This window comes from Streptomyces sp. TRM68367 (assembly GCF_014495685.1).
In the GTDB taxonomy this organism is placed as follows: Bacteria; Actinomycetota; Actinomycetes; order Streptomycetales; family Streptomycetaceae; genus Streptomyces.
Map to the genome: position 1 here is coordinate 1 of NZ_JACTVI010000045.1, position 14,329 is coordinate 14,329.

The 14,329-nt window shown below is 68.6% G+C and carries 18 protein-coding genes; 5 read left to right on the forward strand and 13 right to left on the reverse strand.

What is annotated here, in order from left to right; translation table 11 throughout:
* Positions 1-104: 104 nt before the first annotated feature.
* A complete protein-coding gene (locus tag H8R17_RS25810) occupies positions 105-650 on the forward strand; it encodes a GNAT family N-acetyltransferase (RefSeq protein WP_187825598.1) in 546 nt (181 codons plus the stop codon).
* A gap of 34 nt (positions 651-684) precedes the next feature.
* Here H8R17_RS25810 and H8R17_RS25815 read toward each other — a convergent pair whose 3' ends face one another.
* The 8 genes from H8R17_RS25815 to H8R17_RS25850 form a co-directional block, all read right to left on the reverse strand.
* Complete coding sequence (locus H8R17_RS25815; RefSeq protein ID WP_187825599.1) at positions 685-2,190, reverse strand: type IV secretory system conjugative DNA transfer family protein; 1,506 nt, start codon at positions 2,188-2,190, stop codon at positions 685-687.
* Positions 2,191-2,199: 9 nt separating this feature from the next.
* Positions 2,200-3,609 (reverse strand): ATP-binding protein, encoded by a 1,410-nt coding sequence (locus tag H8R17_RS25820; RefSeq protein WP_187825600.1) that lies wholly within the window; start codon positions 3,607-3,609, stop codon positions 2,200-2,202.
* A gap of 14 nt (positions 3,610-3,623) precedes the next feature.
* On the reverse strand, positions 3,624-5,162 hold the full coding sequence (locus H8R17_RS25825) for an SCO6880 family protein (RefSeq protein WP_399477275.1): 1,539 nt from the start codon (positions 5,160-5,162) through the stop codon (positions 3,624-3,626).
* Between the two features lie 23 nt (positions 5,163-5,185).
* Entirely contained in the window at positions 5,186-6,529 is a 1,344-nt protein-coding gene (locus tag H8R17_RS25830; RefSeq protein WP_187825602.1) for a hypothetical protein, read from the reverse strand.
* A complete protein-coding gene (locus H8R17_RS25835; protein WP_187825603.1) occupies positions 6,519-7,358 on the reverse strand; it encodes a hypothetical protein in 840 nt (279 codons plus the stop codon). Before H8R17_RS25835 ends, H8R17_RS25830 begins: the two co-directional genes overlap by 11 nt.
* Positions 7,355-7,492, reverse strand: coding sequence for a hypothetical protein (locus H8R17_RS25840; protein ID WP_187825604.1), 138 nt, complete (start codon positions 7,490-7,492; stop codon positions 7,355-7,357). The genes H8R17_RS25835 and H8R17_RS25840 overlap by 4 nt, the downstream gene beginning before the upstream one ends.
* Positions 7,493-7,581: 89 nt before the next feature.
* A complete protein-coding gene (locus H8R17_RS25845; protein WP_187825666.1) occupies positions 7,582-7,890 on the reverse strand; it encodes a hypothetical protein in 309 nt (102 codons plus the stop codon).
* Positions 7,891-8,647: 757 nt separating this feature from the next.
* Positions 8,648-9,250 carry a TetR/AcrR family transcriptional regulator gene (locus H8R17_RS25850; RefSeq protein WP_187825605.1) on the reverse strand — a complete coding sequence of 201 codons (603 nt, stop codon included), beginning with the start codon at positions 9,248-9,250 and terminating at the stop codon, positions 8,648-8,650.
* 89 nt (positions 9,251-9,339) lie between these two features.
* On the opposite strand from H8R17_RS25850, the gene H8R17_RS25855 reads away from it, so the two are divergent.
* A complete protein-coding gene (locus H8R17_RS25855) occupies positions 9,340-10,263 on the forward strand; it encodes an oxidoreductase (RefSeq protein ID WP_187825606.1) in 924 nt (307 codons plus the stop codon).
* Between the two features lie 348 nt (positions 10,264-10,611).
* Positions 10,612-10,815 (forward strand): cold-shock protein, encoded by a 204-nt coding sequence (locus H8R17_RS25860; protein ID WP_187825607.1) that lies wholly within the window; start codon positions 10,612-10,614, stop codon positions 10,813-10,815.
* 103 nt (positions 10,816-10,918) lie between these two features.
* On the opposite strand, the gene H8R17_RS25865 is transcribed toward H8R17_RS25860, so the two are convergent.
* Positions 10,919-11,359: a class II aldolase/adducin family protein gene (locus H8R17_RS25865; protein WP_223125461.1), complete on the reverse strand. Its 441-nt coding sequence runs from the start codon at positions 11,357-11,359 to the stop codon at positions 10,919-10,921.
* 28 nt (positions 11,360-11,387) lie between these two features.
* Between H8R17_RS25865 and H8R17_RS25870 the strand changes: the two genes are divergently transcribed.
* On the forward strand, positions 11,388-11,840 hold the full coding sequence (locus H8R17_RS25870) for a hypothetical protein (RefSeq protein ID WP_223125462.1): 453 nt from the start codon (positions 11,388-11,390) through the stop codon (positions 11,838-11,840).
* A gap of 453 nt (positions 11,841-12,293) precedes the next feature.
* Here H8R17_RS25870 and H8R17_RS25875 read toward each other — a convergent pair whose 3' ends face one another.
* From H8R17_RS25875 to H8R17_RS25890, 4 genes are read right to left on the reverse strand one after another with little or no spacing between them, the layout of a single operon-like run.
* Positions 12,294-12,458, reverse strand: a complete 165-nt coding sequence (locus H8R17_RS25875; protein WP_187825609.1) for a hypothetical protein — start codon at positions 12,456-12,458, stop codon at positions 12,294-12,296.
* 25 nt (positions 12,459-12,483) lie between these two features.
* Positions 12,484-12,720 (reverse strand): DUF397 domain-containing protein, encoded by a 237-nt coding sequence (locus H8R17_RS25880; RefSeq protein WP_187825610.1) that lies wholly within the window; start codon positions 12,718-12,720, stop codon positions 12,484-12,486.
* Positions 12,713-12,898: a DUF397 domain-containing protein gene (locus tag H8R17_RS25885; RefSeq protein WP_187825611.1), complete on the reverse strand. Its 186-nt coding sequence runs from the start codon at positions 12,896-12,898 to the stop codon at positions 12,713-12,715. Before H8R17_RS25885 ends, H8R17_RS25880 begins: the two co-directional genes overlap by 8 nt.
* 11 nt (positions 12,899-12,909) lie before the next feature.
* A complete protein-coding gene (locus H8R17_RS25890) occupies positions 12,910-13,755 on the reverse strand; it encodes a Scr1 family TA system antitoxin-like transcriptional regulator (RefSeq protein ID WP_187825612.1) in 846 nt (281 codons plus the stop codon).
* Positions 13,756-13,870: 115 nt separating this feature from the next.
* On the opposite strand from H8R17_RS25890, the gene H8R17_RS25895 reads away from it, so the two are divergent.
* A complete protein-coding gene (locus H8R17_RS25895; protein WP_316959534.1) occupies positions 13,871-14,317 on the forward strand; it encodes a Uma2 family endonuclease in 447 nt (148 codons plus the stop codon).
* The last annotated feature ends 12 nt before the right edge of the window (positions 14,318-14,329 follow it).

Here is a 14,329-nt window from a genome sequence, read left to right on the forward strand (position 1 = left end):
AGGAGGCGATCACTCCCGGAGTCAGTCACACACCGTGACACCACGTCAGTGCGTGAGACGAGGCGCACCGCTCAACTTCGAAGACCCGTATTACCGTGGCCCGCATGAGCTATGTGATCCGGTCAGTCCGTGCCGATGAGTGGCCCGCGGCGCGGGAGTTGCGGCTTGCGGCACTGCGGGATCCGGTGGCGCATCTGGCGTTCCTGGAGACGTACGAGGAGGCCGCGGCCAGGCCGGACTCCTTCTGGCGGGAGCGGACGGCCGGCGGCGCAGAAGGGGCCGACAAGGCGCAGCAGATCATCGCCGAGGGGCCGGACGGGCGGTGGGTGGGGACGCTGACCGTGCTCGTGGAGGAGCCCGGGACGACGGACTGGGCCGGGGTGCCCGTGGAGCGGAAGCAGGGGCATCTGGTCGGCGTGTACGTGCGGCCGGAGGAGCGGGGGAGCGGGCTGACCGAGGTGCTGTTCGATGCCGCGCTGGAGTGGTCGTGGGCGCGTGGGGTGGAGCGGGTGCGGCTGATCGTGCACGAGGACAACGGGCGGGCGCAGCGGTTCTATCGGCGGGTGGGGTTCTTGCCCAGCGGGGTGGTGGTGCCGTTGGCGGGGAACGACGGGGAGCGGGAGCTGGAGTTCGTTCTCGAACGGCCCTGACGCCTGCGCTGACGAACGGCCCTGACGCCGGTGCTCATACCGGCAGTTCGTCGTGGGGCCAGCGGGCTCGGGCCTGTTCGCGGGAGCGGAGCAGGGCCAGGGTCGGCATGCCCCGGTCCGCTCCGGTGGCCAGCAGCTCGGGGAGCTGGGGCAGGGGAGCCACGGCCGCGATGTCGTCCAGGACGAGGGTGAGTGGTGGGTCGAGCCGGCCGGCGGATGACCGTTCGGCCATGCGGCGGCCGTGCTCGACCACGTTGGAGACGAGGGCCGTCAGGAGGGGCATCGCGCCTGCGTTCGTCCTGGGGTCCTCGAGGGATTCACCCACAACATAAAGCGTGCCCCCTTCCTGGACGAAAGAATCCAAGGCGAGTGCATCACTTCGGTTGGGGGTGCAGGCTTCGCGGACGTTGACCGTGAAGAGGGAGGCCAGTGCGCGGGTGGTCAACTGCTGGGCCATGTCCCGGCGTTCGGGGTGGGCGGTGAGGGCGGCTTCGAGTTCGCCGGCGGCGCCGGGGGCGGCCTTCGTGTTCATACGGAGGATGCGTACGGCGTCCTGGATCTGGGTGCCCTGGGACCAGCGGTGGACGTGGCGGATGGTGCGGGCGTCGATGGCGGCGGCGTGCAGGTAGCTCCGCAGGAGTGTTTCCGCGGTGTCGGCGAGGGCCTGGTCGAGTTTGGCGGTGGGGCGGACGGGGTGGAGCAGGGCGGCGGCTCGTTGGGCTGCTTGTTCTTTGCCCTCGCAGTGCTGGGTGGGGGACCAGTGCAGGCGGGCCGGGGTGTCGCAGAGGTGGGCGGGGTCGTAGAGGTGGACCGGGCCCAGTTTGGCTCTGGCGTCTTTCGTTTCCTGCCAGAGCGTTGGGTTCGAGGTGACGATGAGGGTGGGGCCGTCCGCGTCTCGTACTGCCTGGGTTGCGGTGGTTTGGCGGCTTTCCCTTGGGGCTACGAGGATCTTTTCCCACCCGCCCGCCTGTTCGCCGCCGAACAGGGATGCGGAGGGTTCGGCCTCTGCCGGCGTTGCGCGGACTGGTTCCGCCTCCTTGTGGAGCCCCAGGGGGCTGGGCGCCGTCGGCGGCTGCGGTTCCGTGCGGGGTTTGGGTACGTCGTCGTAGCGCGGGGTCGGCTGTGCCGGTGGCGTCGGCTGTTCGATCGGCGCCGTCTTCTCCTGACGCCTGCGCTGCCGTACCGCTTTCCACCTCGCCGTCGTGCCCATCACGAACACCGCCAGGACGAACAGGATCATCAGCTGGCCGATGAACAGGCCCCAGAACAGGCCGTACCCGGAGAGCTGGTCGGGGGAGGCGTCCGGCCAGGCGCCGGTGATGTCGCGGGGCTGGGTGATGAGGTGGCGCATGGCCAGGGGAGTGCGGGTGAAGGTGACGTCCTGGGGCCAGGCGCCGCGGGCGAACCAGCCGGCGAGGCAGGTGGCCGTCCACACCAGCAGGGTGGTGCCGAGGAGGAAGGCGAGTATGCCGATCAGCAGTCCGTCGGGGATGCCGCCCTGGCCGTCCCGGCGGTTGTCGCGGTGATCATCCCGTCTCACGCTTTCCCCCTACGCCACCGTCGATTCGGAGTCGCCAAGGTGTTGCTCCACGAAGGCCGCCGCCCGCTCCTCCGCCTCAAGCTCGGCGGCGTGCAGGGCCTCGTCCGGCAGTTCGCTGGACGATTCGGTCATCGCGCGGTCGGTGAAGACCAGCGGGCGTTCGGCCTCCGTGATCAGGTGCTTGACGACCTGGACGTTGCCGTTGACGTCCCAGACCGCGATGCCGGGACTGAGCGTCGGGATGATCTCCACGGCCCAGCGGGGCAGCCCGAGCACCCGGCCGGTCGCCCGTGCCTCGTCGGCCTTCTGGGCGTAGATCGTCCTCGTCGACGCCATCTTCAGAATCGCCGCGGCCTCCTTCGCCGCCGCGCCGTCGACGACGTCGGACAGGTGGTGGACGACCGCCACGAAGGACAGGCCCAGGCGTCGGCCGAACTTCAGCAGCCGCTGGAACAGCTGGGCCACGAACGGGCTGTTGATGATGTGCCAGGCCTCCTCGACCAGGAAGATGCGCTTCTTCCGGTCGGGGCGGATCCAGGTGTGCTCCAGCCACACGCCGACGATCGCCATGAGGATCGGCATGGCGATCGAATTTCGGTCGATGTGGGACAAATCAAAAACAATGAGAGGCGCGTCCAGGTCGATGCCGACCGTTGTCGGGCCGTCGAACATGCCGCGCAGGTCACCGTCGACCAGGCGGTCGAGGACCAGCGCGACGTCCAGGCCCCACGCCCGTACGTCGTCTATGGCGACGTTCATCGCCTCGGCCGACTCCGGTTCGGGGTGTCGTAGCTGCTCGACGATGTCGGACAGCACCGGCTGGCGGTCGACGATCGTCTCGTTGACGTAGGCGTGGGCGACCTTCAGGGCGAAGCCGGAGCGTTCGTCGAGGCCGTGGCCCATGGCGACCTCGATGATCGTGCGCAGCAGGGCCAGCTGGCCCGTCGTGGTGATCGAGGGGTCCAGGGGATTCAGGCGGATGCCGTGGTCCAGGGCGGCCATGGGGTCCAGGCGGATGGGGGTTATCCCCAGCTCCTGGGCGATGAGGTTCCATTCGCCGACGCCGTCCTCGCCCTGGGCGTCCAGGACGACGACCTGGCGGTCCTTGAAGCGCAGCTGGCGCAGGACGTACGTCTTCTCCAGCGCTGACTTGCCGTTGCCGGACTCGCCGAGGACCAGCCAGTGCGGGGCCGGGAGCTGCTGGCCGTACAGCTGGAAGGGGTCGTAGATGTAGCCCTTTCCGGAGTACACCTCGCGGCCGATGATGACGCCGGAGTCGCCCAGGCCGGGGGCGGCGGTCGGGAGGTAGACGGCCTGGGCCTGGCCCGTGGACGTGCGCACCGGCAGCCGGGTCGTCTCGACCTTCCCGAACAGGAAGGAGGTGAAGGCTTCGGAGAGGAGGGACAGTGGGTCCCGCATCAGGGCATCAACCCCTACCTTCGGATTCCGGTGGAGAACGGGAGGGTGTTCACGAAGGCGCGGTGGTGCTCACGGTCGCACCACTCCAGCTTCAGGTACGACTTGCCGGCTGAGGCCCTTATTGTCCGCTTGTCGCGGGCCAGGGCCTCGGGGGAGCGGGAGGAGACGGTGATGTAGCCGACCAGGTTGACGCCGGCCGCGCCGCTCGCGAGGTCCTCGCCGCGCTGGTCGAGGCGGTTGTGGGCGGCGATGTCGCGCGGGTCGACGGTGCGGTTCATCTTGGCGGCGCGGGACGCCTCGGCGTCGTCGTTGGTCTTCTCGGTGAGCATGCGCTCGATGGCGACCTCGGTGGGTTCGAGGTCCATCGTGACGGCGACCGTGCGGATCACGTCCGGGGTGTGGACCAGGAGGGGGGCCAGGAAGTTGACGCCGACCGGGGTCATCGGCCACTCCTTCACCCAGGCCGTGGCGTGGCACCAGGGGGCGCGGGTGGAGGACTCGCGGGTCTTGGCCTGGAGGTAGGTGGGCTCCATGGCGTCCAGCTCGGCCGGCCAGGCATTACGTTTCGTCATCGCCTGGATGTGGTCGATCGGGTGGTCCGGGTCGTACATGGAGTGGATCAGGGAGGCGAGCCTGCCCTGGCCGAGGGGCTGCCGTACGCGGATGTCGGCCTCCTGGAGGCGCGAGCAGATGTCGGTCAGCTCGCGGGCCATGACGACGGCGAGCCCTGCGTCCCGGTCGACCTTGCCGCCGTGCGGGCGGGCCGCGCGGGCCATCGCCTGGGCCTCGGCGGCCAGTTCGCGGGTGTAGTGCATGCAGGCGACGAGATAGGCGCGGTGCTGCTCGCTGCTGGTGGACACCATCGACTGCAGCTGGTCGTACGACTCCTGCAGCCATCCCGGGGCGCGCTCGTCGCCGCGTACGGCGACGTCCTTGGCGTGGGCGTCGGGGTCGGCGGGGAGGGTGCGGGCGAGCATCTGCAGGCGGGTGACGAAGCCGTCGCCGTTGGCCACGTGCTTGAGCAGCGTGCCGAAGCGGTCGACCAGGGCCTCCTGGTCCTCGGAGTCGCGCAGGCCGACGCCGGGGCCCTCGATCTCGATGCAGGCGGTGACGGTTCTGCGGTCGGCGTGCAGCAGGACGGCGATCTCGTCGGGGCCGAAGGGGGCCGACAGCCAGGAGATGCGGCCGATGCCGGGCGGCGGCCCGATCTCGACCTCCCGGCCGTCGAGGCGCGTGCCGGCCTCGACGGCGGCGGAGCGGTAGGTGGCGCCGCGGCGCAGGGTGCGCTTGTAGCTGCGGTTGATCTCGAACCACTTGTAGAACGTGCGGCGCTTGTACGGCACGTAGACCGCGGCCAGCGCGATCAGCGGGAAGCCCATCAGCAGCACGATGCGCAGGGACAGGACGGGAACGAGGAGCCCGCACATCATGCCGAGGAAGGCGCCGCCGATGATCAGCGCGATCTCGCCGGTCTCGCGGTTGCGGCCGATGAGTGCGTTCGGCCGGGCCCGGCCGATCAGATACGTGCGGCGGGGCGTGACCGGATGGGACACATGGGCCGCATGGGAGTCAGTCGTCAACGCCCTTCACCTCCCGGGCGGTTGGTACTGCTGTTGCGGGTGTTGCTGGCGTGGGGGGTGTTGACCGGGCTGCCCGAGGAGCGGGGCGCGGGTGCGGCGGAGGGGACTGATCCGCCGCCTCCCCCGGTCGAGGGGCGCGAGCTGTGCGCGGCCACGCCGCCGGAGGCGGGGTTGGCGGGGCGCGGGGCGGAGGACTGGGCGGCCGCTCCATTGCTGTCGGCGCGGGTGCTGTGCGTCTTGATGCCCTGGGCGACCAGGTGCGCCGGGGAGCTGATCATGGCGGCGGCCTTGCCCTCGGCGCCCTGCATGATCCGGTTGTTGCGGGAGCCCGCGATCTCGTCGCCGAAGCCGGGCACGAAGCGGTAGATCATCGCGCTGGCGAAGATGGCGAGCAGGATGATCGCGAGCCCGGAGACGACGGCGGAGAAGGCGTCCGGGCCGTCGCCGGAGGACAGCGCGCCGGCGAGTCCGAGCACGATGACGATGACCGGCTTGACCAGGATGACGGCGACCATAATGCCGGCCCAGCGGCGGACGTGACCCCACAGGTTCTTGTCGACCAGGCCCGCGTAGACGACCGTGCCGAGCAGCGCGCCGACGTACAGCAGAGCGGCGCGGATGACCAGCTCCAGCCAGAGGACGCCGGCGGCGAGGATGCTGACGAGGGACACCACGATCAGCATGATCGGGCCGCCGCCGATGTCCTCGCCCTTGCTGATGGCGCCGGAGAAGTTCCCGAAGAACGTGTCCGTCTGATTCCCGGTCGTCCTGGCGATGACCTCCGTGACACCGTCCGTGGCGGAGACGACGGTGTACAGGATCAGCGGCGTGAACGCGGACGCCAGGACCGTGAGCCAGAGGAACCCGACGGCTTCGCCGATGGCGGTGCTCAGCGGCACGCCGCGCACGGCTCGCTTGGCGACGGCCAGCAGCCACAGCAGGAGCGTGAGGATCGTCGACGCCGCGAACACGACGGCGTACTGCTGGAGGAACTTCGGGTTGGTGAAGTCGACGTTCGCGGTCTCCTTGACGGCCTCGCTGAGCTTGTCGATGGTCCAGGCGGCGGCTTTGGCGCATCCCTTGGCGAGGGAGGAGAGGGGGTCGAGGGTGAGGGAGCCGTCGAGGGGGGTGGAGCCTCCGCCGCCGGTGCCGCCGCCGGAGCCGCCGTTTTCGCAGAGGTTCTTGGCCGGGCCGACGATGAGGTCGCAGTTCTCGTCCGACGACGGTGTGGGGGTTGGCGTGGGTGCCGCGACGGCACGCGTGGCCAGCAGCACCGCCGCGGTCTGTGCGGCGGTGACGGCAGCGGTGAGCTTCAGTACGCGGCGCGAACTAGCGGGCATAGGTGAAGCCTCCGTACTCCTCGACAGCCTTGGCCATCTCGTCGGCGCTGGATGCCCGCTCGTCGCCGGGGACGGGCGCGGGGCCGTCCTTCTGGGAGAAGCTGTCGACCTTCCAGTCGCCGTCCGTCCAGCGCAGCTGGAGGGTCATGGTGAACCAGTCGCTGGTGACCGGGTTGGTGGAATCCTCACCCGCCGTGCCGTACAGGCCGGTGCACCAGACCTCGACAGCCGCAGCGGTGTCCGAGTAGCTCGTTGCCTTGGTGCCGATCGGCATGGTGCGGGAGACGTAGGTGTGGCCCGCTCTCGCGTTGCCGTTCTCGTCCAGGCCGACGCCGTTCAGGAACTTCTTGGAGTACGCCTTGTCCATCTTGGCCTTGAGGGAGGCCTGCTGGCTGGGGACGAAGACCTGCTGGACGATCTCGGCCCGCCGGGCCGGCTTCAGGATGTCGGCCGAGACCAGCGCGACCGTGTAGTTGGCGGCCGCGCTCTGCGCACCCTGCTGGTCATGGGCGAACCCCGACGGAATCCCGCCCGCCGCCCGAACCGGCCGCTCCCCGCTCGGCGCCGTAGCCGAGGCCTGCGGCTGGCCTCCGCCTGCGCCGCCGCCGTTGGCGGAGGATGCGGAATCGTCTCCTCCACGGTTCGCGAAGGCGATCGCGGCGATGAGCAGGACCACCACGCCGACCACCGTGACCAGGCTGCGCGACGACGAGCGGCCGCCGCGGCGCGCGCCGCCGTACGCGTCGCCGCCCCCGTCGGGCAGCCGGGTCCGGGTCTGGCCCGTGCCGCCGTAACCGGCGGAGGCCTCGTGCTCGTCTCCGAGACTCATGCCGCGTACGCCCCCTCGACGTCGTGCGGAAACACCTCGTACGTGGTGCCGTACCCGGTGCAGTTCCTCGCGTACTCCTCGTACGACGGTAGCCGTGCTGGTTCCCGCGCGGGCGCGGTGTGGTGACTCGACATCAGGGAAACGCAACCTCAGCCGGTGGGCACGACGGGCGGGTGGGGTGGAGGGGGACCGGGCGTGCCCGGACGGATCGCAGGTGGGCCGCCTATACGGCCATGCCGTACACGATGGTGAACAGCGTGCCGAGTGAGCCGATGATGAAGACACCCGTCAGCCCGGCGATGATGAGGCCCTTGCCCTGTTCGGCGCTGAACGTGTCCCGCAGGGCCGTCGCGCCGATGCGCTGCTTGGCGGCGCCCCAGATCGCGATGGCGAGGCACATCAGGATGGCCACGGCCATGACGACCTGGATCATCGTCTTGGCCTCGGTGCCCAGGCTGCCGAAGGGGCCCCAGTCCGGAGCGATCCCGCCGATGATGGTGTTGATGTCGCCCTTATCGGCCGCAAAGAGCATGTAAGTCACCGCCCCTGTGTGGGTAGTTCCGCATCCCCTGCGGTCGTGCAGAGGTCAGGCTCATTCTCGCTGACAATGTCGCTGTCGGATGTCGACTTGGCGTCATTGATTGGCGGGTTTCGTACGAATACCTTGCCACCGCCCCGCGCGAGGCCCTAGGGCGAGCGCGGGTCGGACGGCGAAGAGTCGAATCGTCACTCTGTGTATCACGGCTGGTCACGTCGGGCAATGATGCCTGGGCGGAACCCGGGGTGCGGTTCCGTCGTTGAGCCCTTTTATGACTGTTGCGATGCTTGTGCCGCCTACGGCTCCTCGGGGGTGAGAGTAGCCGCACATGCTGAAGGGGGCGCGGCTGGGTGCCGCGGCCCGCTGGGTGGGTTGGTGACGGAACGTCATGGTGTTGACGAGGCTCGCCGGGCGAAGGTGACGAGGCTCACCCGGGGATGGCGCTCACCCGGTGAAGGCACCGAGCCCTTCCTTGCCGTAGGCCTTCTGGAGGTCGGCGGGGCCGTAGGAGGGGGTAGCGGCGTCGTCGGCCTTGGGAGTGGTGTCGGCCTGATGGGCGGTCAGGCCGCCCGTGAAACGTACGGAGTTGCGGGCGAGGTCGCCCTGACCGGTGCCTTACCGAAGGGGGCGTACGTCTTGCCGGACGATGGCGGGCCGATGGCAGGGGAATGGGCGTGGCTTGACGTGGTCAGCGACACCTGCGTTGGATTCGGCGGGGCTTGACGTGAAGTCGGCAAAGCCTGACGTGGATTCAGCGGGGCTTGAGTCCGTGGAGTAGGAGGTGGACGAGCTCGTCGACGCCCTCCAGAGCCGCCTCGGGGGCGATCGCGCCGCTGGCTGCGAAGGCGGCGAGGCCGTGCAGGGTGGCGCCCGTGACGAGGTTGAGGGCGTCCGGATCGCCGTCGATGATCTCGCCGTGCTGCTGGGCGTCCGAGAAGACCCGTACGAGGGAGCCCACGGTGCGGTCGACGGCGGCGGCCATCTGCTCTTCGGCGTCCGGATCGTGCTTACGGGCGTACATCAGCTCCAGCAGCTCGGCGTTGTCGATCGCGAAGCCGAGGTAGGCGCGGGCCAGCGCGGTGAGCCGGGGCTGGAGGGGGAGCGCGGGGTCGTCGGCGGCGGCCAGGGCCTGGCCGAGGCGTGCGTACCCGGCCAGCGCCAGGGCGTTGAGCAGGGCCTGCTTGTCCTTGAAGTGCCGGCCGGGCGCGGCGTGGCTCACTCCGGACGCGCGGGCCAGTTCGCGCAGGGAGAGCGCGTGGACCCCCTTCTGCCTGAGGGTGCGCTCGGCGCTGGCGAGCAGGGCGGCGCGCAGGTCGCCGTGATGATAGGGACGGCTCTCGGGCATGGATGTCATCGTATCCGGATGTTGACCCCGTCAGCATTGTTGTCACCGTCCCCATTGTTGTCATTGACAGCATTGTTGGCGACGTCTACATTGAGGTCATGGCTGAGAAGAGCACCGGCACATGGAACGCGACCCACCTCCCCGACCTGACCGGCCGCACCGTCGTCGTCACCGGAGCCAACAGCGGCATCGGGCTGACGGCGACCGACGCGCTGGCGCGGGCGGGCGCGCACGTGGTCCTCGCGGTACGGGACGTGGAGCGGGGGAGGGCAGCGGCGGCGCGAGTGCGGGGCAGTACGGTGGTACGGCGCCTGGACCTGGCGGACCTGTCCTCGGTCCGCGGCTTCGCCGCCGCCTGGCAGGACCCGCTGCACACCCTCGTCAACAACGCGGGCGTGATGATGCTCCCGAGGCAGCGGACGGTGGACGGCTTCGAGATGCAGTTCGGCACCAACCACCTGGGCCACTTCGCCCTGACGAACCTGCTCCTGCCGCACATCACCGACCGCGTGGTCACCGTCTCCTCCGGCGCCCACCGCTGGAGTGACGAACGCATCCACTTCGACGACCTGAACCTGACCTCGGTCTACGATCCGCGGCGCGCCTACGCCCAGTCCAAACTGGCGAACCTCCTCTTCACCCTGGAACTCCAGCGCCGTCTGACGGCCTCGGGCTCCCCCGTCCGCGCCCTCGCCGCCCACCCCGGCTACGCGGCCACCAACCTCCAGAGCCACGCGGGGAGCCCGGTGATGCGCGGCTTCATGCGGATCGGCAACCGCTTCGTCGCCCAGGACGACAGGGCGGGCGCGCTGCCCACGCTGTACGCCGCGACCCAGGACCTCCCCGGCGCGAGCTACGTCGGCCCTGACGGCTTCGCTGAGATGCGCGGTGGGCCCACACTGGTCGGCCGGTCCCGTGCGGCCAGCGACCCCCTTACGGCCCGCCGTCTGTGGCGGGTGTCGGAGGAGCTGACGCACGTCCGCTTCCCGCTGGGCGAGCGGGAGCCGGCGGCGCCGAAGTGAATCCGCCGTCCGCCTCGCCATCTGGCCGCTTTCGGCCAAGCGGACCACGGCAATGCCCGGCTGCCCCCGCTCGACCGAAGCCATCGCTGGCCGAAACCGGCCCCGTGCCGGGGCTCTTTGAACCACCTTCGTGCTCTGCCGGGTGCCGGGAATGATTCCGACGCCAGCGTGGTTGTACGGAGCGGTCGCTGTTTTACCTGTGTGTTTGTGTCAGTCGCATGCTCGCAGAGAACGATGTTGCGGGCGCGAAGCTTGCCTTCCAGGTCGCTGGAGCAGCCGCGTCGTGAAACCGGCCGGGAATCTCGCACGGTGCGAGTTTCCCCAACCCAGCCCCTGTAAGGAGCAGCAATGACTCAGGGAACCGTCAAGTGGTTCAACGCCGAGAAGGGCTTCGGCTTCATCGCCCAGGCCGACGGCGGTCCGGACGTCTTCGTGCACTACTCGGAGATCGACAGCTCGGGCTTCCGCAGCCTGGAGGAGAACCAGCACGTGGAGTTCGACATCGTGCAGGGCCCCAAGGGCCCGCAGGCTTCACGCGTCCGCCCGCTGTAAGCCTGTAAGCAGGCTGGCAGGCCAAGCCTGCCGTGGGTGACGTGACAGAAACAGAAGAGGGCCAGCACCTTCCCGGTGCTGGCCCTTCTTCGTGGGTCCGCGGTCAGTGGCGTGAGCCCTGTGAACCGCTTTCGGTGAGGTCACCGGCGCGGCGAAAGGCCTCTCCGCGTGCCATGGCTCGCTCCACCTGCCCGGGATCGATGACACGCGGACCACCCAGCGCCTGCGAGGAAAAGCTCATCTGGGCGTTCTCTTCGAGGCAGAGCAGCGTGTAGACGGCGTGCGCCAGGTCGCGCCCCCAGAGGAGGAGGCCGTGGTTGGCAAGCAGCACCGCAGGGCTGTCGTCCCCGATCGCCTCCAGGATCTGACCGACCGCGTCCTGCCCGCCGCGCGGCGCATAGGAACGGGTGACCGGAACAGGCCGGGTCGCCCCCAGACGCGCGAGCGCCTCGATCAGCTCGAAGGGTAACGACAAGATCGCGGGCGCTGATGTGGGCACCGAGAAGAGCGCGTCTCCCAGCGCCAGCCCGTCGGACTCGGTCAAGCGTCCGGAGATCAAGCTTCCCTCGGACGTGAAACTTACGTTCACGCCCGAGGAGACCGGCGACCCCGTCAAGGACGCCATCCTCCGGGACAACGCCGAATTCATCCGCGCGCTCGACGCGGCGATCGTCGCCCAGAATCCGCGACTCCCCGCGCTGGAGTTCTACACGGAGGGCGAGGGAGCGGCAGCCGCCGAGAAGTGGGTTCAGCAGTTCAAGGACGTGGGTTGGACGGTCACAGGCACCGTACGGTTCTTCAACCGCGCAGTGAAGGTGAAGTCGCAGACCGGTGCTGCTATCGGCTACTGCGGAGACGAGAGCAAGGGCTACAGCAAGGTCATCAAGACCAACGAGCTCAAGGGAACCGAGGTGACCAAGGACAGCTATGTCGCCTACAACGTTCAGGTGTCCAAGAACAAGCAGGGAGTCTGGGAACTCGTGAAGATCACGTCGACTCGCGGTGCCGAGGGGTGTCAGCCGTGATCAAGACGCTCCAGCTCACGGCAGTCACTGTCGTTGCGGGAGCAACCTGGATGTGCGCGACACCCAGTGCCATCGCCGCTCAGACGCCTCCCGGCGATGGCATTGGCGAGGATTCGGGTTCACAGCCGGACACCAGCGCCTAGGCCCGGGCCGACGGCGACAAGCTCTCCTCAGCCGTCTCAGGTGTGATCGTCGCCCCGGAGGCCGCCACGAAGGTGAACCTGCCGACCTGGGCGTGGCTGGAAGATCAGCTGAACGAGCACGACGGGACAGGGCGGCGACCTTCCGAGCGGCACGTTCGGCGATGATCAGGACGTCGTGGTTCAGGAGATCCAGGCCGTCAACCGCTGACGGGGAAGCACGAGCAGTGAGCATGTGCAAGGGATCCGATCCAGGTCGACTGTCAGCTGCTGTCCACGAGCGCGAAGCAACTCTGCGATATCCGCGACGAGTTCAACGGGGCGAGACGACGCGCGAGGCCTTCAAGGGGCTTGACGACGATCTGGCCAAAGCCACCAAGGGGAAGTCGGCAGCGACGAGCTTCTTCACGGAATCCAGCGTGATCTGCCGCCGGGTGAGATGGTCGTCGGAGAGCGACACGGCGATCTCCGTCGTCATGCCTGAGCCATCGCGAATGCCTTGGTCATTTCGTCCCCTCCACGAAATGATCGAACTCGCCCGCCTGTACGCCGAGTACGAACGCGTCCCACTTGCGGCGGTTGGTGGTGACGACGTTGGCCGGGTCGCTGGTTTCGCGGATGTAGACGGGGGTGTCGCCGTCGTCTCCGTCGCCGAAGGCGATTTCGATCCAGGGGCCGGGGCCGGTTGCCTCCGGCGGGGCGGCGCGTTCCCAGGTGAGGTTCGGGGGGATGTCAGCCACGGTGCGGTTCCTTCTTGAGGGCAGTGAGCAGGGCGTCGAAGGCGGCCGGGGTGGCCGTGAGTATCGCGCCGGAAGGGTCGTTGCTTTCGGTTAGGCGGATTGTTTCGCGGGTGGTGGCGATGTGTATGCAGGAGTTGCCCTCGCTGCAGTAGGAGGACTTCTGCCAGTCCACGGTCATGGTTGTTTCCCTCACAACTTGTGCATCAGGTGGTGGACAAGGTCCTGGGTCTTCTCCGGGCGCAGTGCTACGGCGTCGATCCGTTCGAAGAGCGTTCGGTACTTGTGCAGCTGGGCCTCGGCGTCGAGGAACGCGACGCCGTGGGACTGGTCGAGCTGGACGGTGTCCAATTGCGGTACCGGGCCGTACGCGTAGTAGATGGACTGCCCGGATCCCGGGTAGGCGCCGACGTCGAAGGTGATGGCGCGCAGGGTGATGTGGTCGCGGTCGCTCATGTCGAGTAGGTACTTGAGCTGCTGCCGGGTGACCTCGGAACCGCCGACCTTCATCCGCAGAGCTGCCTCGTGGACGATCGCCTCGTACGGGGTGGGGTTGTCCTCCCGGTAGAGAATCGCCTGCCGCTTGATGCGGAACGAGAGGCGGTGCTCGATGTCGGGCGGCGAGAGCTCGGTGACCGCCTGGCGGAAGATTTCGAGGGCGTACTCACGGGTCTGGAGCAGACCGGGGATGCGTGCTGTGGTGCTGGCGCGCAATGACCGGGCGTGGTGCTCCAGTTCGGCCATGTCGAGGAGTGAGCTGGGCAACAGCTCGCGGTACTGCTCCCACCAGCCCCGCGTCCGGTCGCTGGTCATCGCCACGATGGCCTCGACAAGCGCCTTGTCCGAGCAGGCATAGACGCTGGCCAGCGTGCGCACCCGCTCGGCGCTCACGCCTACGCGACCGGCCTCCATGTTGCTGACCTGCGCCTGCTTGATGCTGAGGAGTTGACCGGCTTCGGTGGAACTCAGGCCCGCTTGCTCGCGCAGTTTTCGCAGCTCCGCACCGAAGCGCAGTTGGCGCCCCGTTGGGTTCCTCACCGGCTTGTCGCCTCCTTGCCGTCACTCACATGGGTGGCAGTAAAGGGATTCGCTAAGTTTGAGTGAAGAACTTCACTGTCTGCCGCTACCTTACAGCTTGGCCCACCGCCCAGGAGTGCCCCGCTCGACGGAGCGGCGTGGTCACTGGGCAACCGTACGCGGAGTAACGCGGAGTAACAGGGCCTCGATCGCTTTGCCGACAGATCCGGACGACTACGTGAATCCGGATATGATCGTTCTGCCCACGGCTTGGATGCAGGACGACGACTGGCTGGCCGACCCGGAGGACGCCGTGCTCGCCGTGGAAGTCATCTCGCCCGCCGAGAAGTCCCGTGAGATCAGGGACAAGGCCGACTGGTACGCCGTCGCCCGTGTTCCCGTTCTCCTCGTCATCGACCCCCGTAAGGGGACCTGGGCCCTCCACACCCGTCCGGACAACGGTGCCTACCGGGACGTGCTGCCCGGCAAGTTCGGGGAGGCCGTGCGCCTGCCCCAGCCGCTGGGCATCGAGATCGCCACCGACGGTTTCCCGACCTACTGCCCGCCACCGGCACCCGTTTGACGTTTCTCTCAC